General features: G+C 63.5%; 21 protein-coding genes and 4 tRNA genes. 15 read left to right on the forward strand and 10 right to left on the reverse strand.

Features of this window, described 5'->3' with window-relative positions:
* Position 1: 1 nt before the first annotated feature.
* Together purU and folD are read right to left on the reverse strand one after the other, a co-directional pair.
* Positions 2-862: a formyltetrahydrofolate deformylase gene (gene purU / locus C8E02_RS14010; protein ID WP_120811667.1), complete on the reverse strand. Its 861-nt coding sequence runs from the start codon at positions 860-862 to the stop codon at positions 2-4.
* 86 nt (positions 863-948) lie between these two features.
* Positions 949-1,800, reverse strand: coding sequence for a bifunctional methylenetetrahydrofolate dehydrogenase/methenyltetrahydrofolate cyclohydrolase FolD (gene folD / locus C8E02_RS14015; protein WP_120811915.1), 852 nt, complete (start codon positions 1,798-1,800; stop codon positions 949-951).
* Between the two features lie 231 nt (positions 1,801-2,031).
* Between folD and C8E02_RS14020 the strand changes: the two genes are divergently transcribed.
* The 5 genes from C8E02_RS14020 (at position 2,032) to C8E02_RS14040 (ending at position 3,218) form a co-directional block, all read left to right on the forward strand.
* Positions 2,032-2,108 (forward strand) — tRNA-Pro (locus tag C8E02_RS14020).
* 18 nt (positions 2,109-2,126) lie between these two features.
* Positions 2,127-2,203 (forward strand) — tRNA-Arg (locus C8E02_RS14025).
* A gap of 23 nt (positions 2,204-2,226) precedes the next feature.
* Positions 2,227-2,302: transfer RNA gene (locus C8E02_RS14030), tRNA-His, on the forward strand.
* 49 nt (positions 2,303-2,351) lie between these two features.
* Positions 2,352-2,427 (forward strand) — tRNA-His (locus tag C8E02_RS14035).
* A gap of 119 nt (positions 2,428-2,546) precedes the next feature.
* Positions 2,547-3,218 (forward strand): GntR family transcriptional regulator, encoded by a 672-nt coding sequence (locus tag C8E02_RS14040; protein WP_047967180.1) that lies wholly within the window; start codon positions 2,547-2,549, stop codon positions 3,216-3,218.
* Positions 3,219-3,257: 39 nt separating this feature from the next.
* On the opposite strand, the gene C8E02_RS14045 is transcribed toward C8E02_RS14040, so the two are convergent.
* Complete coding sequence (locus tag C8E02_RS14045) at positions 3,258-4,430, reverse strand: ABC transporter substrate-binding protein (protein ID WP_120811672.1); 1,173 nt, start codon at positions 4,428-4,430, stop codon at positions 3,258-3,260.
* Positions 4,431-4,517: 87 nt separating this feature from the next.
* On the opposite strand from C8E02_RS14045, the gene C8E02_RS14050 reads away from it, so the two are divergent.
* The 3 genes from C8E02_RS14050 to C8E02_RS14060 all read left to right on the forward strand — a co-directional run bounded on the left by C8E02_RS14050 (position 4,518) and on the right by C8E02_RS14060 (position 8,752).
* The gene (locus C8E02_RS14050) at positions 4,518-7,157 is read left to right on the forward strand and encodes a PAS domain S-box protein (RefSeq protein WP_120811675.1); all 2,640 of its coding nucleotides are present in this window, start codon (positions 4,518-4,520) and stop codon (positions 7,155-7,157) included.
* Positions 7,154-7,786 (forward strand): response regulator transcription factor, encoded by a 633-nt coding sequence (locus C8E02_RS14055; protein ID WP_047967177.1) that lies wholly within the window; start codon positions 7,154-7,156, stop codon positions 7,784-7,786. Before C8E02_RS14050 ends, C8E02_RS14055 begins: the two co-directional genes overlap by 4 nt.
* Before the next feature lie 108 nt (positions 7,787-7,894).
* Complete coding sequence (locus C8E02_RS14060) at positions 7,895-8,752, forward strand: dienelactone hydrolase family protein (RefSeq protein WP_120811677.1); 858 nt, start codon at positions 7,895-7,897, stop codon at positions 8,750-8,752.
* A 97-nt stretch (positions 8,753-8,849) separates the two neighbouring features.
* Here the strand turns inward: C8E02_RS14060 and C8E02_RS14065 are convergent, their stop codons facing one another.
* Together C8E02_RS14065 and C8E02_RS14070 are read right to left on the reverse strand one after the other, a co-directional pair.
* Positions 8,850-9,428, reverse strand: coding sequence for a DUF5610 domain-containing protein (locus tag C8E02_RS14065; protein ID WP_147424504.1), 579 nt, complete (start codon positions 9,426-9,428; stop codon positions 8,850-8,852).
* Between the two features lie 173 nt (positions 9,429-9,601).
* Complete coding sequence (locus tag C8E02_RS14070) at positions 9,602-11,386, reverse strand: acyl-CoA dehydrogenase C-terminal domain-containing protein (RefSeq protein WP_120811684.1); 1,785 nt, start codon at positions 11,384-11,386, stop codon at positions 9,602-9,604.
* 185 nt (positions 11,387-11,571) lie between these two features.
* On the opposite strand from C8E02_RS14070, the gene C8E02_RS14075 reads away from it, so the two are divergent.
* The 6 genes from C8E02_RS14075 (at position 11,572) to C8E02_RS14100 (ending at position 17,990) form a co-directional block, all read left to right on the forward strand.
* Complete coding sequence (locus tag C8E02_RS14075; RefSeq protein ID WP_120811917.1) at positions 11,572-12,129, forward strand: DUF2062 domain-containing protein; 558 nt, start codon at positions 11,572-11,574, stop codon at positions 12,127-12,129.
* Positions 12,116-12,673 carry an NUDIX domain-containing protein gene (locus tag C8E02_RS14080; RefSeq protein ID WP_047967173.1) on the forward strand — a complete coding sequence of 186 codons (558 nt, stop codon included), beginning with the start codon at positions 12,116-12,118 and terminating at the stop codon, positions 12,671-12,673. The genes C8E02_RS14075 and C8E02_RS14080 overlap by 14 nt, the downstream gene beginning before the upstream one ends.
* Complete coding sequence (locus C8E02_RS14085; RefSeq protein ID WP_238377308.1) at positions 12,660-12,971, forward strand: PilZ domain-containing protein; 312 nt, start codon at positions 12,660-12,662, stop codon at positions 12,969-12,971. The genes C8E02_RS14080 and C8E02_RS14085 overlap by 14 nt, the downstream gene beginning before the upstream one ends.
* Before the next feature lie 195 nt (positions 12,972-13,166).
* Complete coding sequence (locus C8E02_RS14090) at positions 13,167-15,095, forward strand: PrkA family serine protein kinase (RefSeq protein ID WP_047967172.1); 1,929 nt, start codon at positions 13,167-13,169, stop codon at positions 15,093-15,095.
* A 74-nt stretch (positions 15,096-15,169) separates the two neighbouring features.
* The gene (locus C8E02_RS14095; protein ID WP_120811690.1) at positions 15,170-16,441 is read left to right on the forward strand and encodes a YeaH/YhbH family protein; all 1,272 of its coding nucleotides are present in this window, start codon (positions 15,170-15,172) and stop codon (positions 16,439-16,441) included.
* 34 nt (positions 16,442-16,475) lie between these two features.
* Positions 16,476-17,990, forward strand: a complete 1,515-nt coding sequence (locus C8E02_RS14100) for a SpoVR family protein (protein WP_120811693.1) — start codon at positions 16,476-16,478, stop codon at positions 17,988-17,990.
* Positions 17,991-18,222: 232 nt separating this feature from the next.
* Here C8E02_RS14100 and C8E02_RS14105 read toward each other — a convergent pair whose 3' ends face one another.
* From C8E02_RS14105 to C8E02_RS14125, 5 genes are all read right to left on the reverse strand, one after another.
* Positions 18,223-19,614, reverse strand: coding sequence for a sensor domain-containing diguanylate cyclase (locus tag C8E02_RS14105; RefSeq protein WP_120811695.1), 1,392 nt, complete (start codon positions 19,612-19,614; stop codon positions 18,223-18,225).
* Between the two features lie 212 nt (positions 19,615-19,826).
* Positions 19,827-20,573: an ATP-binding cassette domain-containing protein gene (locus C8E02_RS14110; protein WP_120811698.1), complete on the reverse strand. Its 747-nt coding sequence runs from the start codon at positions 20,571-20,573 to the stop codon at positions 19,827-19,829.
* Positions 20,566-21,537: a FecCD family ABC transporter permease gene (locus C8E02_RS14115; protein WP_120811701.1), complete on the reverse strand. Its 972-nt coding sequence runs from the start codon at positions 21,535-21,537 to the stop codon at positions 20,566-20,568. The genes C8E02_RS14110 and C8E02_RS14115 overlap by 8 nt, the downstream gene beginning before the upstream one ends.
* Before the next feature lie 18 nt (positions 21,538-21,555).
* Positions 21,556-22,359 carry a 4-hydroxy-tetrahydrodipicolinate reductase gene (dapB, locus tag C8E02_RS14120; protein WP_120811704.1) on the reverse strand — a complete coding sequence of 268 codons (804 nt, stop codon included), beginning with the start codon at positions 22,357-22,359 and terminating at the stop codon, positions 21,556-21,558.
* On the reverse strand, positions 22,359-22,670 hold the full coding sequence (locus C8E02_RS14125; RefSeq protein ID WP_245961162.1) for an outer membrane protein assembly factor BamE: 312 nt from the start codon (positions 22,668-22,670) through the stop codon (positions 22,359-22,361). The genes dapB and C8E02_RS14125 overlap by 1 nt, the downstream gene beginning before the upstream one ends.
* Before the next feature lie 158 nt (positions 22,671-22,828).
* Between C8E02_RS14125 and fur the strand changes: the two genes are divergently transcribed.
* Positions 22,829-23,266, forward strand: coding sequence for a ferric iron uptake transcriptional regulator (fur, locus tag C8E02_RS14130; RefSeq protein ID WP_202902742.1), 438 nt, complete (start codon positions 22,829-22,831; stop codon positions 23,264-23,266).
* Positions 23,267-23,270: the final 4 nt, after the last annotated feature.

Genomic DNA, 23,270 nt, shown 5'->3' on the forward strand with positions numbered 1-23,270 from the left:
TTCAGTCAAAAATGACGGTCTTGTTGTTGTAGGCCAGGATGCGGTTCTCCAGATGCCAGCGCACCGCGCGCGACAGCACCACCCGCTCCAGGTCGCGGCCTTTCTGGATCAGGTCGTCGACATCGTCGCGATGCGAGATGCGCATCACTTCCTGTTCGATGATCGGGCCGTCGTCGAGGATCTCTGTCACGTAGTGGCTGGTGGCGCCGATCAGCTTCACGCCGCGGGCGAAGGCGCGGTGGTAGGGCTTGGCACCGTCGAAGGCCGGCAGGAAGCTGTGATGGATGTTGATCACGCGGTGCGGGTAGCGCTCGACGAACTTGTGCGACAGCACCTGCATATAGCGCGCGAGCACGATCAGGTCCACCTCGGCGCCTTCCAGTAGCGCCCACTGCTCGGCTTCGGCCTGTTCCTTGTTGTCCTTGTTCACGCTGATCACGTGGTAGGGGATGCCGTGATACTCGGCCAGACCGCGGCAGTCCTCGTGGTTGGACACGATCAGCGGGATGTCGCAGTCCAGCTCGCCGATGCGCCAGCGGTGCAACAGGTCGACCAGGCAGTGCTCGTACTTCGACACGAAGATTGCCATCCGCGGCTTGCGCGACGATAGCGACACTTCCCAGCTCATGTTGTGTTTTTCCGCAATCGGGGCAAAGGCGGCGGCGAAGCTTTCCATCGGCAGGCTGAAGCCGTGCAGGTCCCACTGGATCCGCATCAGGAACAGGTTCTCCACCGGGTCCTGGTGCTGGTCGGCGTGCAGGATGTTGGCGTTGTAGGTCAGCAGGAAATTGGCGATGGCCGCCACCAGTCCCTGGCTGTCGGGGCAGCTGACCAGCAGGGTGGCCGAGTGCTTGTTGCTCATGGTGCGCTCTTTAGTTATTGGTTTTCGGAAAACAAACGCCACAGTCGGCAGGCAGACTGTGGCGTCGAAGCGGATGCGGTCTGCGATCAGGCGTTGAGGTTGGCCGCATCCAGCGTGTTTTGCAATAGCGTGGCCACGGTCATCGGGCCGACACCGCCCGGTACCGGGGTGATGAAGCTGGCCACTTCGCGTGCCACGGCGAAGTCGACGTCGCCGCAGATGCTGCCGTCGTCCAGGCGGTTGATGCCAACGTCGATCACCACCGCGCCCGGCTTCAGCCATTCACCCTTCACGAATTTCGGGATACCGACACCGGCGACCACGATATCGGCGCGGCCAACCTCGGCGGCCAGATCGGCGGTGGCGCTATGGCATACCGTCACCGTGGCGCGCGCCAGCAGCATTTCCAGTGCCTGCGGCCGGCCGACGATGTTGGAGGCGCCGACGATCACCACGTTCTTGCCCTTCGGGTCGATGCCGTACTCTTCCAGCAGCGTCATCACGCCGCGCGGGGTGCACGGGCGCAGCAGCGGCATCTTGGTGGCCAGGCGGCCAACGTTGTACGGGTGGAAGCCGTCGACATCTTTTTTCGGGTTGATGCGCTCGATCACCAGCTGCGGGTCGATCTGCTTGGGCAGTGGCAGCTGCACCAGGATGCCGTCGATGCCGTCGTCGGCATTGAGGGTGTCGATGATGGACAGCAGTTCTTCTTGAGAAGTGCTGCCGGGCAGGTCATAGGCTACCGAGCGCACGCCGGCCTTTTCGCAGGAACGTTTCTTGTTCTTGACGTAGATGCCGGAGGCCGGATCGTCGCCCACCAGAATCACGGCCAGCGCCGGAGCGCGCTTGCCTGCGGCCACGCGGGCGTCCACGCCTTCGCGCACACGGTTGATCAGGGTTTCGGCGACGGCTTTGCCGTCGATAAGTTGTGCCGCCATGCTGCTATCCACCATTAAGGTTTGATGTAAACGAAAGACGGATTTTCTCATTTTTCCGGGGCGGTGCTCAATCTTTTAGCGCGTTGGCGGCGCTTTTTTTGTGCGGTGCGGCATTTGTGGCCGCGACAGCCGCACGGCGGCGTTGGCGGGCGCGGAGCATCCATTTCGATTTTATTGCACCGCGGGTGTTGACAGGCGGATTTTCGCCACGTATAGTTCGCCTCCTGTCGTCGGGGCGTAGCGCAGCCTGGTAGCGCATCTGCTTTGGGAGCAGAGGGTCGTGAGTTCGAATCCCACCGCCCCGACCACAGACAACCCGGCATAACGTGCCCGTAGCTCAATTGGATAGAGCACCAACCTTCTAAGTTGGGGGTTACAGGTTCGAACCCTGTCGGGTGCGCCAAGCATGTTTTAGTTTTATCTGTGGTGGATGTAGCTCAGTTGGTAGAGTCCAGGATTGTGATTCCTGTTGTCGTGGGTTCGAGCCCCATCATCCACCCCACCTCTTTTAGCCTTGTCGCAGCAATGCGGTAAAGCGCACCGCTTCAGCGGTGGATGTAGCTCAGTTGGTAGAGTCCAGGATTGTGATTCCTGTTGTCGTGGGTTCGAGCCCCATCATCCACCCCAGTTAAAAACCCGGCTTTGTGCCGGGTTTTTCCATTTCTTCCCTGTTTTCCGCTTGTGGCTGGTGAAATTCACCGTATAATCGAATACATTTGCATGTATCCGATAGCCAGAGCGTGACCATGACCACCTTGCAGCCGATCAAACGCCAGACCCTGACCAGTGCGGTTACAGAATCCTTGCGCCAGCGCATCCTGTCCGGCGAATTTGCCGACGGACAGCAGCTGCGCCAGGAGGCCCTTTCCAATGAATACGGCGTCAGCCGCGTGCCGGTGCGCGAAGCCCTGCGCCAGCTGGAGGCCGAGGGGCTGATCCAGATCATCGACCACAAGGGCGCGCTGGTGTCCAAGCTGTCGCTGGATGACGTGCTGGAGTTGCTGGACATCCGCGCCACGCTGGAGAGCGAGCTGCTGCGGGCGGCCATTCCCTGTCAGGACGAGGCGGATCACGCTGCCGCCGAGGCCACGCTGAAGGAATTCGAGCAGGCGCTGGTCAGCAACGACATCCGCCACTGGGGCGAGCTGAACGCGCGCTTCCACCTGGCGCTGTATCGTGCCGCCAAGCGCCCGAACACGCTGGCGCTGATCGAGCAGCTGCACAACAAGACCGACCGCTACACGCGGATGCAGATCCTGTTCACCCGCACCATGGAGCTGGCGCACCAGGAGCACAGCAAGCTGTTGCAGCTGTGCCGCGAGGGCAAGGCGGACGAGGCGGCGGAATTCATCCGCTTCCACATCCAGTCTGCCGGCCATGCGCTGGAGGCGTACATGAACTCCGCCGAGCGCCGCTAACCGTCATTTTTGTATACAAAACGCCGTTCCTGGCCTGGGCTAGGGGCGGCGTTTTTGCGTGCGCTCGTTGCTGTAGGCGTGGACGACTTCGCCGTGCTGCAGTTTGCCGATCACCGGTACGGCCAGATCGATGGCGTCGTGGTCGCTGGCGGAGAACGGCTGGCGGTAGGTGGTGATCACGCCCTTGACCGGTGCGGGCAGGTTTTCCAGCGCGCGGACAATGGCCTTGCCGTCGGTGCTGGCGCTGTGGCGCAGTGCCGCCGCCAGCAGCAGCAGGCTGTCGTAGCCCTGCGCCGCCGATACCGCCGACGGAATGCGGCGGCCGCCGAAGGTGTGCAGGTAGCGCGCGACAAAGTCCTGCCGCAGCGGGTCGGCGCTGTCGCTGATGAAGGTCTGCACCATGCGCGCGCCTTCGGCATTGGGGCCGGCGTCGTCGATGAAGTTGGACATCGACAGCGTCCAGCTGCCGATCAGCTGCGGCCGCCAGTCCATCTGCGCCAGCGAGTTGGCGATCTGTGCCAGCTCCGGACCGATGGCGTAGGTCAGGATCGCCTGCGCCCCGAGATCGCGCGCCCGGCTCAGCTGCGCAATCATGTCGCGCTCGCCAAGGCGGAACTGGCCGATATAGACCGGGCTCAGCCCTTGCTGGCGCAGCGCCTTGATCAGTTCTTCCTCGCCGATGCGGCCGTAATTGGTCTTGTCGTGGAAAATCGCCAGCCGGCTCAGGCCGCTGCGTTTCGCCTCGCGCACGATCAGCGGCGCCTGCTGCGCGTCGGAGGCGGCGACGCGGAACACGTAGTTGAGCGGGTATTTCGGAGGTGCAAACTGTGCGGTGACCTTGGGTGCGGTGGCGACCGCGGTGATCGCCGGGATGCCGGCCTGCTGGTAGTGGCCCTGCGAGGCCAGCGCCACGCCGCTGTTGACGAAGCCGACGCTGGCGATCACGCGCTGGTGTAGCGTCAGCTCCTTGGCAATGCGGATGCCGATATCGGAGCGGCCCATGTCGTCGCGCTCGATCAGCAGCAGTGGCCGGCCGCGGATGCCGCCGCTGCGGTTGATTTCCGCCGCGGCCAGGCGGATGCCGTTGCGCATGCTGATGCCCATCGGCGCCGAGCCGCCGGTGAACGGGCCGGAGACGCCGATACGGAGCGCTTCGGCCGCGCTAGCGGCAAGCGGCAGGCACAGCAACAGCAGGCGGAGGGTGCGATACACGGGGGATTCCTGATGGCTAGGCGGTCACAATCCCCGCTATTATCACACTTTGGCCCCGCTTGCGGCCAACCTTTGCCCGTAGCCGCCATGCGAACCCAACGCTTTTACCAGTCCCTCAAGCGCAGCCGTTTTTACCGACTGATGCCCAACAGCACCATCGTGCTGTTCTTCCTGACCATGGCGGTGATGCTGTGGACGCTGGACGCGCGCGAGACCGAACAGCTGCGTCTCGATCTGGCCAAGGACACGCTGTGGGCGGAGCAGACGCTGCGCCTGCGCCTGGACGAGCACAAGGACGAGCTGTCGCGACTGGCACGCGACATCGGCCGCGAGGCGATCGACGAGGACCAGTTCCTGGTGCAGGCCTCTGAGTTTCTCGCCAACACCCCGGAGATGGCGGCGGTGGTGTGGGCCGACAACAGTTTTACCCTGCGCTGGATCGCGCCGTACGAGGAAAGCCGGCTCACCGTCGGCTCCGGCCTCAGCGGCGTGTCCGCCTCGGCCTATCTGCAGGCGCGTACCGACGGCCGCTCGGTGATGAGCCAGCCCTACCAGCTGGAATCCGGCGAGTGGCGCTTTGACCTGATGGTGCCGGTGTTCCGCGACACCCAGTTCCGCGGCATGGTGATCGGCATCTACAAGGCCAATGTCTTCATCCGTCGCGTGCCGCCAAGCTGGTTTGCCGAAAAATACTATCTGGAGCTGAACAACGGCGAGCAGTCGCTGGTGCGCAACAGCCACGGCGCGCCGTCGTCGCGCCTGTCGCAGACCATCGTGCTGGGCGGCACGCCGCTGCGGCTGGTGGCGCGGCCGGTGCGCGGCGACCACAACAAGAGCCGCGTAATCCAGCTCGGGCTGATCGTCGGCCTGTCGCTGCTGACCCTGCTCAGCCTGATGAGCCTGTCACGCCACATCCGCCGCCGCGTCGACGCCGAGCGCGAGCGCGACCGTGTCTACGGCCTGTCGCGCGAATGGCTGGGGGTAATGCGCGAGGATGGCTACCTGCTGCACGTCAACCCGGCCTTTGTCGGCGGCCTCGGCTATCCGGCGGAACAGCTGCTGGGCACCTCCATCCTCAATTACCTGCACCCGGACGAGCGCGAGTCGACGCAGCTGCTGTTGCGGCAGGTGATCGAGGCCGGCAGCGTCGACCGCTACGTCGAGACGCGGGTGATCAACCGTGCACAGGAGGTGCGCGCCATCGCCTGGGCGATGAGCCCGCTGCCGGATGCCGGCGTGGTGTACCTGTCCGGCCGCGACATCACCGCGGAAAAACAGGCGGAGCAGGCGCTGCGCCACGAGTACATGTTCCGCAAGGCAATGGAGGATTCGCTGGTGGTCGGCATCCGCGCCATCGCGCTGGACGGCCGCATCACCTACGTCAATCCGGCGTTCTGCCGCATCACCGGCTTTGACGAGGCGGAGCTGATCGGGCTGCTGCCGCCGTATCCGTACTGGTCGCCGGATATCGCCCACCACAACTACGACGCCCTGCGCCAGACGCTGTCCGGCGAGCAGTCGCAGCAGCTGTTCGAATCGGTGATGCAGCGCAAGAACGGCGAACGCTTCTACGCGCAGATGCTGATTTCGCCGCTGATCGACGCCGATGGCCACCAGACCGGCTGGATGGCGGCACTGACCGACATGACCGAGAAACGCCACGCGCAGCAGATGCTGGAGGCGGCCAACGAACGCTTCATCGCGGTGATTGAGGGCCTGGACGCGGCGGTGGCGGTGGTGCGCGGCGAAAGCCAGCAGCTGCTGTTCTGCAACCACCGCTACCGCGAATGGTTGGCCGCACCGGAGACGGTGGACAGCTCGGAATGCTGCGACCTGCGCCTGTACCGGCTGCTGCAGCAGGCCAGCGCCGACCAGGAAATCTGGCTGGATGACCTGCAGCGCTGGTTCCTGCTGCGCTCGCGCCCGGTGCGCTGGGTCGACAGCGACATGGCGCAGATGCTGATCCTCACCGACATCACCGAGCAGCACGACGCCGAGCAGCGCTACCAGGAACAGATGGCCAAGCTGCAGGCGACCTCGCGCCTGATCACCATGGGCGAGATGGCGTCGACGCTGGCGCACGAGCTGAATCAGCCGCTGTCGGCGATTGCCAATTACCAGGCCGGCTGCGTCGAGCGCCTGCGCCAGGGCCGCGCCACGCCGGAATCGCTGATCCCGGTGATGGAAAAGATCACCGCGCAGGCGGAGCGCGCCGGCAAGATCGTGCGCCGGGTGCGCGAATTCGTGAAACAGAGCGAGCCGGTGTGCAAGCCGTGTCCGCCGTCCGACATCATCGACGCCGCGCTGGCGATCGCCGAGATCGAGGCGCGCCGCTTGGGCTCGGTGATCAACGTGCACCTTGCGGCCAACCTTCCCGCCGTCAACGTCGACCCGATCCTGATCGAACAGGTGCTGCTCAACCTGATCAAGAACGGCATGGAGGCGATGCAGCAGCTGCCACCGGAGCAGCGCGAGCTGCAGATCAGCGTGCAGCGCAGCAGCAGCAAGCGGGTGGAGGTGGCGATCGTCGATTGCGGCCACGGCGTGCCGGACGACATCAAGTCGCAGCTGTTCGACGCCTTCTTCACCACCAAGAGCGAAGGCATGGGCATGGGGCTGAACATCTGTCGCTCGATTGTCGAATTCCATCAGGGTCAACTCTCGGTGGAAGACCATCCGCTGGGTGGTACCATTTTCCGATTCACTTTGCCGGTATACGAGCCATGACTGCGAGCAAATCCATCACCATCCATATCGTTGACGACGACGAGGCGTTTCGCGACTCGCTGGTCTGGCTGCTGGAAAGCCACGACTACCGTGTGATTTGCCACGACCATGCCGAGGCCTTTCTCGCCGGCTTCCGCCCGGAGCTGAGTGTCGGCTGCCTGATCCTCGACATCCGCATGCCGGGCATGAGCGGGCTGGAACTGTACGAAGAGCTGCAGGCACGCGGCAATCGCTGGCCGGTGATCTTCATTACCGGCCACGGCGATGTGCCGATGGCGGTGCAGGCGGTGAAGCGCGGCGCCTATGATTTCCTGGAAAAACCGTTCAACCAGGAGGCGCTGCTGCTGGCGGTGAACAGTGCGCTGGAAGCGGCGGCCAGCCTGCAGCAGACCACTACGCTGGCGCAGCAGTGCGAGACGCGGCTGCAGACGCTGACCACGCGCGAGCGCGAGGTGCTGGAGCGGGTGATCGAGGGCAAGATGAACAAGGTGATTGCCGACGACCTCGGTATCAGCATCAAGACCGTCGAGGCGCATCGCGGCAAGATGATGGACAAGATGGGGGTGCGCTCGATCGCCGATCTGGTGCAGACCGTGGTTGCCTATCGCCAGCAAAAAGGCGGCGCCTGACGCGGCCGTATTTCCGGCAGCGACACTGAACTTTACTCGCTATGCTTGGCTCTGTAGCAGGACGGCGATGCAGCGGGCATCGCCGCCACTGAACCCAAGGAGCAGCCCATGTCTCAGGAACAAGCCGATCTCTTGCCGCTGCCGGATGAGGTCGATCCGCAGCGCCGCCTGCTGATTTCCGCCGTGCTGGCCGGCGGCTTTGCCCTCGCGGTGCAGCCGGTGACCGCCGCCACCATCCACACCGACAGCGACGGCCTGGTCGCCGGCTGGCACAAGGCCGGCCCCGATCTGCTGCTGTACGCCGCGCGCCCGGCGCAGGGCAGCCAGTGGCCGGTGGTGCTGGTGGTGCAGGAGATCTTCGGGGTACACGAGCACATCCAGGATGTCTGCCGCCGCCTGGCCAAGCAGGGCTATCTCGCCGTCGCGCCGGAACTGTTCCTGCGCCAGGGCGACGCCCGCGGCTATCCCGACACCGCGACGCTGATCGCCAACGTGGTCAGCAAGGTGCCGGACGCGCAGGTGCTGGCCGATCTGGACGCCTGCCTCGAGTACGCGCGGGTGCTGGGTGGCGACAGCACGCGTGCGGCGATCACCGGCTTCTGCTGGGGCGGGCGCATCACCTGGCTCTACGCCGCGCACAATCCGCGGATCAAGGCTGGTGCCGCCTGGTATGGCCGGCTGCAGGGGCAGGAGACGGCGCTGACGCCGCGCCATCCGGTGGCGGTGGCGCCACAGCTGAAGGTGCCGGTACTGGGGCTGTATGGCGGCAAGGATAGCGGCATCCCGCTGGACAGCGTGGCGACGATGAAGACCGCCTTGCAGCAGGGCAGCAGCGGCAGCGAGTTCGTGGTCTACCCCGATGCCGGCCACGCCTTCAATGCCGACTATCGCCCCAGCTACCACGCGCCGTCGGCCGAGGACGGCTGGCGCCGCATGCTGCAGTGGTTCCGCCGTCACGGAGTGTGACACCGATAGCTTTCTGCTGTGCCAAAAACGTTGCGGCCAACCTTGCCAGGTTGGCCGCAACGCTTTTTCATGATGGGCGCGAGCAAGCGATCAGCCGTCAGGCACTGCTGTCGGTGGTGGTGGCGGCCGGCAGCTTGCTGGCGAGGAAGTCGTCGTAGCCCTTTTGCACCAGTTCGTAGGTCTGCTGGATGCCGCTGGCGATGTCGCCGCCCAGCACCTTCAGCCCGTCCAGAATGTCCCTGGCCTCGTTGAAGCCCTGTTCGAAGCCGCCACGCACCAGCGCGACAAAACTGCTGGCCCGCTCTTCCTCGCTCATTTCCGGATGCTGCTGCGCGTAGGCGTCATAAAAGCCGAGCGACAGCGACAGGATGCGCTCTGCGGTCGCCTCCGCGCTGTTTTCCTGCTTGGTGGCAGCAGCCTGCAGTGCATCGGCGCCGAACTCCGGTGCCAGCAGCTCGTTAATCTTGTCGATGGCGCTGCGATACAGCAGTTGCTGCGACTTGTTGCCGGCACCGATCGACACGTTCAGATTGTCGATCAGCTGGGCGTTCATCTCGTCGCGCGCGCTGCGCTCCAGCGCCGACGGCTTGTTGAGGCGGCCGGGCGCGGTACTGGCCTCGCTGTTGTGGGCGGCGGGGGTCAGTGACGACATCCCCGGGGTGGCAAACAAGGACATGGCAAACTCCCGCAGGCTGGCACGGCATGGCTGGCGGCCACGCCCGACTGCGGCGTGACTATCTCCTTGACGTTATAGTGCTTTTTTCCGCGACTGCCGTTGTTTGCCGTGAGCCGGACGCAAAAAAGGCAGCCCGCAGGCTGCCTTTTGTCGTGACCGCCAGCAGTGCGCGATCAGAAGGCGAAGTGCTCGTCCGCCAGCGTCATCAGCGGCTTGGCGCCGCTCTTGATGGTGGCTTTCAGTGCTTCCACTTCCGGCAGCAGCTTGGCGAAGTAGAAGCGGGCGGTGGCAATCTTGGCCTTGTAGAAGTCGTCACCACCGGTTTCCAGCTTGGCGTAGGCCACTTCCGCCATCCGCGCCCACAGCCAGCCGTAGGTCAGGTGACCGAGCAGGCGCAGGTAGTCGCTGGCGGCGGCGCCGGCTTCGTCGCGGTCCTTCATTGACGCCATGCCGATGCCCATGGTGATGTCGCCGATGTCTTTCAGTAGCTTGGCCAGCGGGGCGACGAACTCGGCCAGCTGCGCGTTGCCTTCGTTGGCCTGGCAGAACTTGTGGATCTGCTTGGTGAACTTGCGCAGCTTCTGGCCCTGATCCAGCAACACCTTGCGGCCGAGCAGGTCGATGGCCTGGATGCCGTTGGTGCCTTCGTAGATCTGCGAGATGCGGCAGTCGCGCACCAGCTGTTCCATGCCCCATTCGCGGATGAAGCCGTGGCCGCCAAATACCTGCATGCCAAGGTTGGCCGCAGTGTAGCCGTTGTCGGTCATGAAGGCCTTGGCCACCGGGGTCAGCAGCGCCACCAGGTCGGCGGCATCCTGTCGCGCGTTGGCGTCCGGGTGCTTCTCTTCGATGTCCAGCTGCAGCGCCAGCAGCGCGGCCAGCGCACGGCCGGCTTCGGTGTAGGCCTTCTGCGTCAGCAGCATGCGGCGCACGTCCGGGTGCACGATGATCGGGTCGGCGGCCTTTTCCGGGAACTTGGCGCCGGCCATGGCGCGCATCTGCAGGCGGTCTTTGGCATAGCTCAGCGCGCCCTGGAACGCGGCTTCGCCGAGGCCCAGGCCCTGCATGCCGCAGCCGAGGCGGGCGGCGTTCATCATGGTGAACATGCAGGCCAGGCCCTTGTTGGCTTCGCCGATCAGGTAACCCTTGGCGCCGTCGAGGTTGATCACCGCGGTGGCGTTGGCCTTGATGCCCATCTTGTGTTCCAAGCTGCCGCAGTACACGCTGTTGCGGCTGCCGTCGGCGTGGAATTTCGGCACGATGAACAGCGAGATGCCCTTCACATCCTTCGGTGCGTCCGGCAAGCGTGCCAGCACCAGGTGGATGATGTTGTCGGCCATGTCGTGCTCGCCGGCGGAGATGAAGATCTTGGTGCCGCTGATGCTGTAGCTGCCATCGCCGTTGGGTTCGGCCTTGGTTTTCAGCAGGCCGAGATCGGTGCCGCAGTGCGGCTCGGTCAGACACATGGTGCCGGTCCAGCTGCCATCGACCAGATGCGGCAGGTAGGTGGCTTTCTGCTCGTCGCTGCCGTGGGCGTGGATAGCGGAGTAGGCGCCGTGGCTCAGGCCGGGGTACATCGACCACGCCACGTTGGCCGAGCACTGCATCTCGATGATCGGGAACGACAGCGTCTTGGGCATGCCTTGGCCGCCGTAGGCCGGGTCGCAGTCCAGTGCGGTGAAGCCCAGCTCGCAGAACTGCTTGTACGCTTCCTTGAAGCCGACCGGGGTGGTTACCGACTTGGTGGCGGCGTCGAAGGTGCAGCCTTCTTCGTCGGCCGGACGGTTCAGCGGTGCCAGTTCGTTCTCGCAGAATTGTGCCGCCGCCTCCAGATAAGACGAGAAAATGTCCTGCGTAGCTTCTTCATAACCCGGCAGCGAGGGCAGGGTATCCTGAACTTTGATCAGCTCGTTCAGGACAAAGTCAAAATCGCGCAGCGGTGCTTGATAAGCGGGCATGATGGTCTCCGTATTAATGCACGGCCCGGATGCAACGGGTCGTCTCTCGTGTCGTATTGGGGTGGCGGCACAAAACCGTGTGCTGGGGCGTAGTGTGCACAGCGACGTCCGTTTAAGTCAAACGCTTGTTTTATTTTTATTGACCGGCGCGGCGCTGCCGGTCACGGAAAGGACGCGGGTTAGCGATGAGTGTCAAACGCTGGTTATTGCGGCGTATGCCGCACCCGGGAGAGTGGCTGGCCAATTCGGCCCTGCTGCGGCCGCTGGCCCCGTATCTGGGCCATCCCGCGCTGTGGAGCCTGCAGCGGCGCAAGGTGGCGCTGGCGGTGGCGGTCGGCCTGTTTTCCGGGCTGATGCCGGGGCCGACGCAGATGCTGACGGCGGCGCTGCTGGCGTTGCTTTTTCGCATCAACCTGCCGGTGGCGCTGGCCTGCACCCTGTATACCAATCCGCTGACCTATCTGCCGCTGTACTACCTGGCCTTCGAATTGGGCAAGCTGCTGCTGGGCATCAATGGCGAACTGGTCATGCCGCCGTTCCCGGTATTCGATGGCGAACACCTGTGGCAATGGCAGCATGCGGTGCTGGCGTGGACCATGCACATGGGGTGGCCGCTGGTGGTGGGGGTGCCGGCGCTGGGACTGGCCTTGGGCCTTGGCGGATATGTTATCGTGATGCTGTTATGGCAATGTGCCGTGTTGCGACAGTGGCGCAAGCGAAAGGAAGTTCGTGGATCTGACTGAAAAGAAACTGGCCGGCGAGCAGGTGTTCAGCGGCGGCTTCATCAAGGTGCAGCGCGATAGCGTGGCATTGCCGGACGGTAGCCCGGCTTGGCGCGAGTACATCCGTCACCCCGGTGCGGTGGCGGTGCTGGCGCTATCCGATGACGGCAAGCTGCTGCTGGAGCGCCAGTTCCGCTATCCGCTGGCGCGCACTTTTCTGGAGATCCCTGCCGGCAAGATCGATCCGCAGGAGGCGCCGCTGGCGACCGCCAAGCGCGAACTGCTGGAAGAAACCGGTTACCGGGCGGCCAACTGGTTTTATCTGGGCAAGGCGTATCCGTGCATCGGCTATTCTGATGAAGTGATTCACTATTATCTGGCGACCGCGCTGACCGCCGGCGAGCGGCAGCTGGACGAGGGCGAATTTCTGGAAGTGCTGACTGTGCCACTGGCCGAGGTAATGACGATGACACTGGATGGCCGTATCTGCGATAGCAAGAGCCTGGTCGGCCTGCACTGGTTGGCCGCATGGCAACGCGGAGAGCTGCGCTGTGAAGCCCTTTGACGCGCATCACGAGCGTCGTGGCGGCAAACGCCTGCGCATGGGCTGCCGTGCCAAGATGAAATCGCGCCATACCGGCGAAACCCACTATGGCGAATGCGTGGATCTGTCGGTGGATGGCCTCGCCATCCGCTCTGCGTTCGTGCCGCAATTCGGCGAAATTCTGGAAGTCACTATCATCGTGCCGCCGGTCGGCGCGGTGTACAGCAAACCGTTCGAAACCGTGGTGGAGGTGCGCCGCTGCAATGAAGTGGAGCGCGGCAAGCTGTATGAAATCGGCGCAAAAATTATCAAACGCTAGTTAATTCACCTGCATAAATTGCTTGTACTAAAAAAGTCGCTGGAATGGCGGCTTTTTTTATTTGCAGCAGCGCTACTGTGCTATACCCAAAAAAACAGATGCAGCTTGTTAGTCCACTGATAACTTGGCAAGGGGGAAGAACGGTGCGATTGGCACCGTTCCCGCTCCGCTTGCCTCCAGCAGGAGGGTTAAGCCATGAGCCCCGACATCTTCAGCAGTTTCGCTTCCCGTTTCGATCGCACTCGCGAAGAAGAATTGACCATTCAGGAGTATCTGGAACTGTGCAAGCAGGATCGCACAGCCTATGCGTCTGCGGCCGAACGCATGCTGATGGCGGTGGGCGAGCCGGAAGTGGTCGATACCCGTCATGATCCCCGCCTGTCACGCATCTTCAGCAACAAAATCATCCGTGTTTACCCGGCATTCCGTGACTTTTACGGCATGGAAGAAGTGGTGGAGCAGGTTGTGTCCTACTTCCGCCATGCTGCGCAGGGGCTGGAAGAGAAGAAGCAGATTCTCTATCTGCTGGGGCCGGTCGGCGGCGGCAAGTCCTCCATCGCCGAGAAGCTGAAAGAGCTGATGGAACGGGTGCCGTTCTATGCCATCAAGGGCAGCCCGGTCAACGAATCGCCGCTGGGGCTGTTCAACTACGACGAGGACGGCCCGATCCTGGAAGAGCAGTACGGCATTCCGCGCCGCTACCTGCGTGGCATTCCCAGCCCGTGGGCGGTGAAGCGGCTGCACGAATTCAACGGCGACATCAGCCAGTTCCGCGTGGTGCGGCGTTATCCCTCGGTGCTGAAACAGGTGGCGGTGGCCAAAACCGAGCCGGGCGACGAAAACAACCAGGACATCAGCTCGCTGGTGGGTAAGGTCGATATCCGCAAGCTGGAAAGCTACGCCCAGGATGACCCGGATGCCTACAGCTACTCCGGCGGCCTGTGCCTGGCCAACCAGGGGCTGCTGGAATTCGTGGAAATGTTCAAGGCGCCGATCAAGGTGCTGCACCCGCTGCTGACCGCCACCCAGGAGGGCAACTTCAAGGGCACCGAAGGCTTTGGCGCCATTCCGTTTGACGGCATCATCCTCGCCCACTCCAACGAGAGCGAATGGAAGCAGTTCCGCAACAACAAGAACAACGAGGCCTTCCTCGACCGTATCTACATCGTCAAGGTGCCGTACTGCCTGCGCGTCACCGACGAAACCCGCATCTACGACAAGCTGATCCGTAACTCGTCGCTGGGCGGCGCGCCGTGCGCACCGGGCACCCTGAAGATGATGGCCCAGTTTTCGGTGCTGTCGCGGCTGAAGGATCCGGAAAACTCCAGCCTGTTCAGCAAGATGCAGGTCTATGACGGTGAAAACCTGAAGGACACCGATCCGAAGGCCAAGTCGCAGCAGGAATACCGCGATTTTGCCGGCGTCGACGAAGGCATGAGCGGGCTGTCGACCCGCTTCGCCTACAAGATCCTGTCCAAGGTGTTCAACTTCGACCACACCGAGGTGGCGGCCAACCCGGTACACCTGCTCTACGTGCTGGAGCAGCAGGTCGAGCGCGAACAGTTTCCGCCGGAGCTGGAGCAGAAATATCTCACCTTTATCAAGGAGTTTCTGGCACCGAAGTATGTCGAATTTATCGGCAAGGAAATCCAGACCGCCTATCTGGAAAGCTACTCCGAGTACGGCCAGAACATTTTTGATCGTTACGTGACCTTTGCCGATTACTGGATTCAGGACCAGGAGTACCGCGACCAGGATACCGGCGAAAGCTTTGACCGCAACTCGCTCAACGCCGAACTGGAAAAGATCGAGAAACCGGCCGGCATCTCCAACCCGAAAGACTTCCGCAACGAGATCGTCAACTTCGTGTTGCGGGCACGGGCCAACAATGCCGGCAAGAACCCGACCTGGACCAGTTACGAGAAGCTGCGCACGGTCATCGAGAAGAAAATGTTCTCCAATACCGAGGAGCTGCTGCCGGTGATCAGCTTCAATGCCAAGGCCAGCGCGGATGAGGCCAAAAAGCACGAAGACTTTGTCAACCGCATGGTGACCAAAGGCTATACCCCGAAGCAGGTCCGCTTGCTGTGCGAATGGTATCTGCGGGTGCGCAAGTCGTCCTGAGCAATAGCGGCGCCAACGTTGGCCGCGGGGCCTGCGGCCAACGTGCGTACCGCACACAAGGCTAGGAGACAATCATGTCGAATATCATCGACAGAAGACTCAACGGCAAGAACAAGTCGGCGGTCAACCGCGAGCGTTTTTTGCGCCGCTTCAAGGCCCAGATCAAGGAGGCCGTCGGCAAGGCCATCAAGGGACGCAGCATCACCGATATCGATAGCGGCGAGAGCGTGTCCATTCCGGTAAAGGACATCTCCGAGCCGAATTTTCATCATGGCCGCGGTGGCCGTAATGATCAGGTCCACCCCGGCAACGAGGAGTTCATCCGTGGCGACCGCATCAACCGTCCGCAGGGCGGTGGCGCCGGCGGTGGCGGCGGCAAAGCCAGTAACGAAGGCGAGGGCGAGGACGACTTTGCCTTCCAGCTGTCGCGCGAAGAATTCATGAACGTGTTTTTCGAGGATCTGGCGCTGCCCAACCTGATCAAGACCCAGCTGATGGGTATTGAGGAAATGAAGTCGGTGCGCGCCGGCTATACCAATGACGGCACGCCGGCCAATATCAGCATCGTGCGTTCGCTGCGCAGCGCGCTGGCGCGCCGGGTGGCGATGGGGGCACCGACGCTGCGCCAGCTGCGCGAGGCGGAAGAAGACCTCGACACGCTGCTGGAGTCCGACGCGGACTCCGGTCCGGAGGTGCGCGAGCGGCGCAAGCGCATCCACGCACTGCGCGAGAAGGTCAACCGCATCCCGTTCATCGATCCCTACGACCTGCGCTACAACAACCGTGTCAAGCAGCCCAAGCCGACCAGCCAGGCGGTGATGTTCTGCATCATGGACGTGTCCGGCTCGATGGACGAGTCGAAAAAGGACATGGCCAAGCGCTTTTTCATCCTGCTGTACCTGTTCTTGCAGCGCAATTACGAAAAGATCGAGGTGGTGTTCATCCGTCACCACACCAGTGCGGTCGAGGTCAGCGAGGAGGATTTTTTCCACTCCCGCGAATCCGGCGGTACCGTGGTGTCGTCGGCGCTGAACCTGATGCACGACATCGTGCAGAAGCGCTACGCCAACCGCGACTGGAATATCTACGCGGCGCAGGCCTCAGATGGTGACAACTGGGACAGCGACTCGGCCAACTGTGGCCGCATCATGCAGGAAAGCCTGCTGCCGTGGTGCCAGTACTTCGCCTATATCGAGATCACCCAGGGCGAACCGCAAAACCTGTGGTACGAGTACCTGAAAGTGGCGGAGCACTACAAGCACTTCGCGATGCAGAAGATCGGCTCGCCGGCGGACATCTACCCGGTGTTCCGCGAGCTGTTCAAACGCCAGCCTGCCACCCGCTAGCCCCCGGCAGCACACATATGGAGAGCGAGGCATCATGAAACCGATCTCTACCGGCTCCGAATGGACCTTTGACCTGATTGAACGTTACGACGCCGCCATCCGCGAGATCGCGCACGGCGAGTTTCACCTCGACACCTACCCGGTGCAGCTGGAGATCATTACCGCCGAGCAGATGATGGACGCCTATTCCTCGGTCGGCATGCCGGTCAACTACCAGCACTGGAGCTTCGGCAAGCACTTCGTGCAGACCGAAAAAGGCTACAAGCGTGGCCAGATGGGGCTGGCCTATGAAATCGTGATCAATTCCAATCCCTGCATCGCCTACCTGATGGAAGAGAACACCATGACCATGCAGGCGCTGGTGATCGCGCATGCCGCCTATGGCCACAACAGCTTTTTCAAGGGCAACTACCTGTTCCGCACCTGGACTGACGCCTCGGCCATCATCGACTACCTGGTGTTCGCAAAGCAGTACATCAGCCGCTGCGAGGAGCGTTACGGCATCGATGCGGTGGAAGAGCTGCTGGACTCCTGTCACGCGCTGATGAACTACGGTGTCGACCGCTACAAGCGGCCACAGAAACTGTCGCTGGCCGAGGAGCAGGCACGGCAGGTCGAGCGTGAAAACTACCTGCAGCTGCAGGTCAACGACCTGTGGCGCACCATCCCGCGCCGGGAAAAGGACGGTGCCAGCCGCGCGGCGCCGCGCTTCCCGTCGGAGCCGCAGGAAAACATCCTCTATTTCATCGAAAAATCGGCGCCGTTGCTGGAGCCGTGGCAGCGCGAAATCGTGCGCATCGTGCGCAAGGTGGCGCAGTATTTCTATCCGCAACGCCAGACCCAAGTGATGAACGAGGGCTGGGCCACCTTCTGGCACTACACGCTGATGAACCGGCTGTACGACAAGGAGATGCTGACCGATGGCGCGATGATGGAATTCCTGCAGAGCCACACCAATGTGGTGTACCAGCCGCCGGTGACCGCGCGCTGGTACAACGGCATCAATCCGTACGCGCTGGGTTTCTCCATGTACCAGGACATCAAGCGTATCTGCGAGGCCCCAACCGACGAGGACCGCGAGTGGTTCCCGGACATTGCCGGCACACCATGGCGGCCGGTGCTGGAGTTCGCGATGAAAAATTTCAAGGACGAGAGCTTCATCTCGCAATACCTGTCACCCAAGCTGATCCGCGATTTCCGCTTTTTTGCCATCCGCGACGACGACCGCGACGACAAGCTGGAGGTGTCTGCCATTCACGACGAGCAGGGCTACCAGGCGATCCGTGCCAAATTGTCGGAGCAGTACAACCTCGGCTCGCGCGAGCCGAACATCCAGGTGTGGTCGGTGAACGTGCGCGGTGATCGCGGCCTGACCCTGCGCCATACCCGCCACAATCGCAAACCGCTGGACGAGGCCAGCGCGCAGGAGGTGCTGAAGCATGTCGCCAGGCTGTGGGGCTTCGGCGTCAAGCTGGAAAGTGTCGACAGTGACGGCACGGTGCAGCAGCGTTTCGACTGTCATCCGGAGGTGGCGGCAGCCAGCCTCTGAACTGCCGGCAGCAGCCGGTTACCTGCTTCGAACTTGCGGCCAACGTTGGCCACAAGTCGTTTGTGCAGCCCGCCGCGCGGGAGTCGTTGATGTGCTGATGGCGGTGAATTGTGAGCTGGGCACCGCTGTGAATGTGTCGCCATGGCTGGCAGCGGATGACTAGCGGGGCGGTGTCTTCGGCGGCAAGCCGCTACCCGCCGTCGGCCGGACCGCCGCGCCGGCAATATTACGGTCAGCCCGTCGGCAAGGCTGCCCCCGACAGGCGACAGACCCGGTTGCGGCCCTGATGCTTGGCGAGGTACAGCGCCTTGTCGGCCAGCTCGACCAGCTGGTGTTCCGCCGTCAATGCCGTTGCTGGCTGGCAATGCAGCCCGATGCTGACGGTCACCACCGCAGCTTGCGCCGCAGTATCGCTGGCCGCGGGAATGGCCAACTGCTCCACCGCGCAGCGGATGCGCTCGGCAATCTGCGCCGCATGCAGCTCGTCACAGCCATCCAGGATCGCGATGAATTCCTCGCCGCCGTAGCGAGCCAGGGTGTCGCCATCGCGCAGCTGCTGCGCCATACAGGCGGCAATCTGCCGCAGGCAGTCGTCGCCCTGCACGTGGCCGAAGCTGTCGTTGTAGCGCTTGAAATGGTCGATGTCGGCCATCAGCACCGTGAACGGGCGCGTCTGCTCCGGTGGGCGCTGGCGGAGGGTGTCCAGTGCGCTGTCGAAGTGGCGGCGGGAGAACAGGCCGGTGAGGCTGTCGCGGATTGAGGTCTCGTACGCCTGACTGTAGGAGCTTTGCAGCCGTTTTTGCAGGCGGAACACCTCGAACAGCAGGGCCCCCAGCATGATGGTGGCGGCGAACTGTTCGAAAAAGCGCGAGGCATACCAGCCGACCGTCAGCCGCTGGCTGGAGGAGAACACCAGCACCAGGTACAGCAGATAACCATAGCAGCACAGCGCCAGCCAGCAGTGAAAGGCGCTGCGCAAGCGCGTGACCAGCAGCACGCTGGCCAGTGCACCGCCCCAGCTAAGCAGCAGGGCAATGGGCAGGCCGCTGTCACGCAGCGCCCGATAGTCGCCTTGCTGGCTGACCAGTCGACTCAGGTCGGGCAGATGAGGTGGCAACCACTGCGTCACCAGCCATACCAGCGATAGCGCCAGCAGCAGACAGCCGAGCAGGAAGCCGCTGCTCAGGCGCGGCGACAGTGGCGGTTTCGGTTGCCACGCCAGGCACAGCATCGCCAGCATGATCAGCATGGCAAAACCGGCGAGGCGGGCGAACCACAGCCAGATGCTCAGGTGCGAGCCGAGTTGCAGGCCCAGTTGCCCGGGAAACACCTCGGGCAGCATCAGCAGCTGGTAGATGGCCATCAGCGCCGAGTAGGCGAACGCGGCACCGAGCAGGCCGGTGGCGGGACGGCGCTTGACGTAGAAATGCAGCAGGATCAGGTAGGCAATGATGCTGTTGTTGACCGCCAGCGCGGTGATCAGCACCGGCCGCAGATTGCTGCCGGCGGTGGGCTGGTTGGCGTAGGGCAGCAATAACGCGGCCGCTGCCGTCATCAACAGCATCAGCACACCGGCCAGAATCATGGCCGGGCGACTGGGGGCGGCGGAGAAATTGTCTTTCATGCGGTGACTCGGAGCGGACGACGCGGTAAAGGCTAAACGCTGCGGCGCACGGATATTGCCGGCAACGCTGGTGGTTGGCCGATTGTAGCCTGCCGCAATGGCGTGCTGGCAGCACTTTATGACATTTTTAGTGTGGCACGCACAATGACAGCGGGCTTCGATAGGCTTTTCTTGTGTAGCCGACGGCTTAGCATTGGCCGTCGCTTGCCCGCTCAGCAGGCGATGAAGGCGCGCTGGCCGTGGCCGTCGCCCAGCTCGGTGAGGCGGGTGTCGTAGACCTGCTCCAGTCGACTCTGCGTCATCACCTGTGCCGTGTCGCCGTGGGCGATTTGCATGCCGTCCTTGAGCAGCAGCACCTTGTCGGCATGGCGCAGTGCCAGGTTGACGTCGTGCAGCACCGCGACCATGCCCAGCTGCCAGCGCTGCGCCAGTTGCCGCAGGATTGCCAGCTGCTGGTTGGCGGCGCCGATATCCAGCGCGGCGGTCGGCTCGTCCAGCAGCAGGTAGCGCTGTGCAGCCTTGCTGGCCAGCAGCTGGTGCAGCACCCGCGCCAGGTGCACGCGCTGCAGTTCGCCGCCCGACAGGCTGGCGCAGTCGCGTGCCAGCAGCGTCTGGCAGCCGCACAGGTCCAGTGCCTGCGCCAGCATCGCGCGATCGGCTTGCGCCACGCCGATGTGCAGCAGATCGGCCACGCGCATGCCCGCCGGCCGTGCCGGATGCTGTTCGATCAGCGCGCGGCAGCTGGCGAGGCGGGCGGCGTCGATGCCGACGAGGGGTTCGCCGGCGAGCAGGATTTCGCCCACCGCTGCCGGGTAGTAGCCACCGATGGCGTGCAGCAGCGTGCTTTTGCCGGCGCCGTTGGGGCCGAGGATGACGGTGACTTCGCCCGCGGTGCAGGCAAAATCGATGTCGTGCAGTGGGGCGGGGTGGCGCAGCGACAGCCGGCGGATTTCAAGCATGGGTCGGCTGCTTGCGGGTCAGCAGGTACAGAAAGAACGGTGCACCGGCGAGGCTGGTGATCACCCCCACCGGCAACTCGGCCGGGTACAGCAGTTCGCGCGCGGCCAGATCGGCCAGCAGCGTGAGCAGGGCGCCGGCCAGTGGCGCCAGTTTCAGCAGCGTCGGTAGGTGCAGCCCGGTCAGGCGGCGCAGGATGTGTGGCGCCATCAGCCCGACAAAGCCGACCATGCCGCATTGCGACACCACCACGCCGGCGGCCAGCGCTGCCAGCGCGATGGTGACGGCACCGTTGCGGCCAACGTTGAAGCCGCTGTAGAACGCGGCACGGTCGCCCAGTTGCAGCGCCTGCAGGAAGCGCCCCTGGTGCTGCAGCGCCACGGTGACGGTGACGGCCAGCAGCGCCAGCAGCCATGCCTGGCGGCCGTCGCTGCCGGCAAAGCTACCCATCAGCCAGAAGGTGACGCTGCGCAGCGCGCCATCGGGCAGGGTGCTGATCAGCAGCGTCAGCAGGCTGCCGCACAGCGCGTTGACGGCGACGCCGGCCAGAATCAGCGTGGCGGTGGCGCGGCCGCGGGCCAGATGGCTGACCAGCAGCAGAGCCGCCAGCGCCCCGCCAAAGGCGGCGATGGAGACCGCCAGCGTCGGCCAGCGGGCGGCCAGCGCCAGCGCGGCGGCCAGTGCCGCACCGCCGGAGATGCCGATCAGGCCGGGTTCGGCCAGGTCATTGTGAAAGCGGGCCTGGATGGCGAGGCCGGCGGTGGCCAGTAGCGCGCCGGCGGCGGCGGCACTGACCACGCGCGGCAGGCGCAGCGCCAGCAGCAGCTCGCGTTCCAGCGCATCGTGGCCGGGCAGCGCGAACAGGGCGGCCAACCTGGCTGCGGCGTGTTCGCCGGCGAGCAGGGAAATAAAGAAGGCCAGCCCGGTGAGGCTGGCCAGCAGGATCAGCAGCGTGCGTGCCGACATCTCAGTGCGGAGCGGGCATCAATGCAGGCCCAGCACATCCTGCATGTCGAAGACGCCGTGCGGCTTGGCGGCCAGCCACTTGGCGGCGCGCACCGCACCGTTGGCGAAGGTGGCGCGGCTGGAGGCCTTGTGGGTGATCTCCACGCGCTCGCCCAGCGCGGCGAACAGCACGGTATGGTCGCCGACCACGTCGCCGGCGCGCACGGTGGCAAAACCGATGGTGCCCGGATCGCGTTCGCCGGTGACGCCTTCGCGGCCGTAGACGGCGCACTGTTTCAGGTCGCGGCCGAGGGCTTCGGCCACCACTTCGCCCATGCGCAGCGCGGTGCCGGACGGGGCGTCCACCTTGAAGCGGTGGTGCGCCTCGGTGATCTCGATATCGTAGCCTTCGTTCAGCACGCGGGCGGCCATGTCCAGCAGCTTGAAGGTAAGGTTCACCCCCACGCTGAAGTTGGCCGCAAACACGATGCCGATCTGCTCGCCGGCGGCGGCGATGGCGGCCTTGCCGGCGTCGTCAAAACCGGTGGTGCCGATGATCATCTGCACCTTTTTCTCGACGCAGGCGGCCAGATGCGCCAGCGTGCCTTCCGGGCGGGTGAAGTCGATCACCACGTGCGCGCCATCCAGCGCCGCGTTGAAGTCGGTGCTGATCTTGACACCAGTGTCGCGGCCCATGAACAGGCCGGCGTCCTGGCCGAAAAACGGCGACCCTTCGCGTTCCAGCGCCGCGTGCAGGCGGGCTTCAGGGGTGTCGAGTACGGATTCGATCAGCGTGCGGCCCATGCGGCCAGCGGCGCCGACGATGACAATGTTCAGGCTCATCAATTCTGTCCGGCAGGTGGTGGGTTGTCGATAGCGGGGCGGGTCGCCGGGAAGGCGTTGCCTTCCACGCGGGTGACGGTGTCCTTGTCAAAGAACACGGTCAGGCGTTTTTCTTCTGCCGGCTGGCCCTGGCGCTCGATGCGGTAAGGGTAGTCCCAGCGGTCGGCATGGAAGATGTCATTCAGCAGCGGGGTGCCCAGCAGGAAGCGCACTTGCGAGCGGGTCATGCCCGGCTTGACGCGGGCGACCGCGTCTTCTGTCACGTAATTGCCTTGCTGGATCACCATGCGGTGAGGCGAGAACCAGGTCATCGGGTTAACCGAGGAGCAGGCGGACAACAGCAGGCTGGTTATGAAAAGCGTAGAAATTGTCTTGAACATCGTGACCACACCACCGTACGGGTTGGGGAATCCTGGAAAAGGTTTTATCATACTGTAAGACCACTCACCAAAGATACCCACCCCCCATGATGAACAAAGCCAGCCATCTCAAAGACATCGGCCTGAAAGCAACCGGCCCGCGCCTGCGTATCATGGAGCTGTTCGAGAACAGCAAGGATCGCCATCTGTCGGCCGAGGACGTGTACAAGAAGCTGATCGCCGAAGATGCGGATATCGGTCTGGCCACCATCTATCGCGTGCTGACCCAGTTCGAACAGGCCGGTATCCTGATTCGTCATCACTTCGAATCCGGCAAGGCGGTCTACGAGCTGAACGAAGGCGGCCATCATGACCACATGGTGTGCTACCGCTGCGGCAAGGTGACCGAGTTCTTCGATCCGAAAATCGAGGAACTGCAGAACCAGATCGCCGCGCAGCACGGTTTCAGCATCCAGGACCACTCGCTCTATCTGTACGGTGAATGCGAAGACTGCAGCAAGAGCGAGCGCAAGCCTTTCCGTCGATGATTCC

The organism is Vogesella indigofera, assembly GCF_003633895.1.
GTDB lineage: Bacteria > Pseudomonadota > Gammaproteobacteria > Burkholderiales > Chromobacteriaceae > Vogesella > Vogesella indigofera.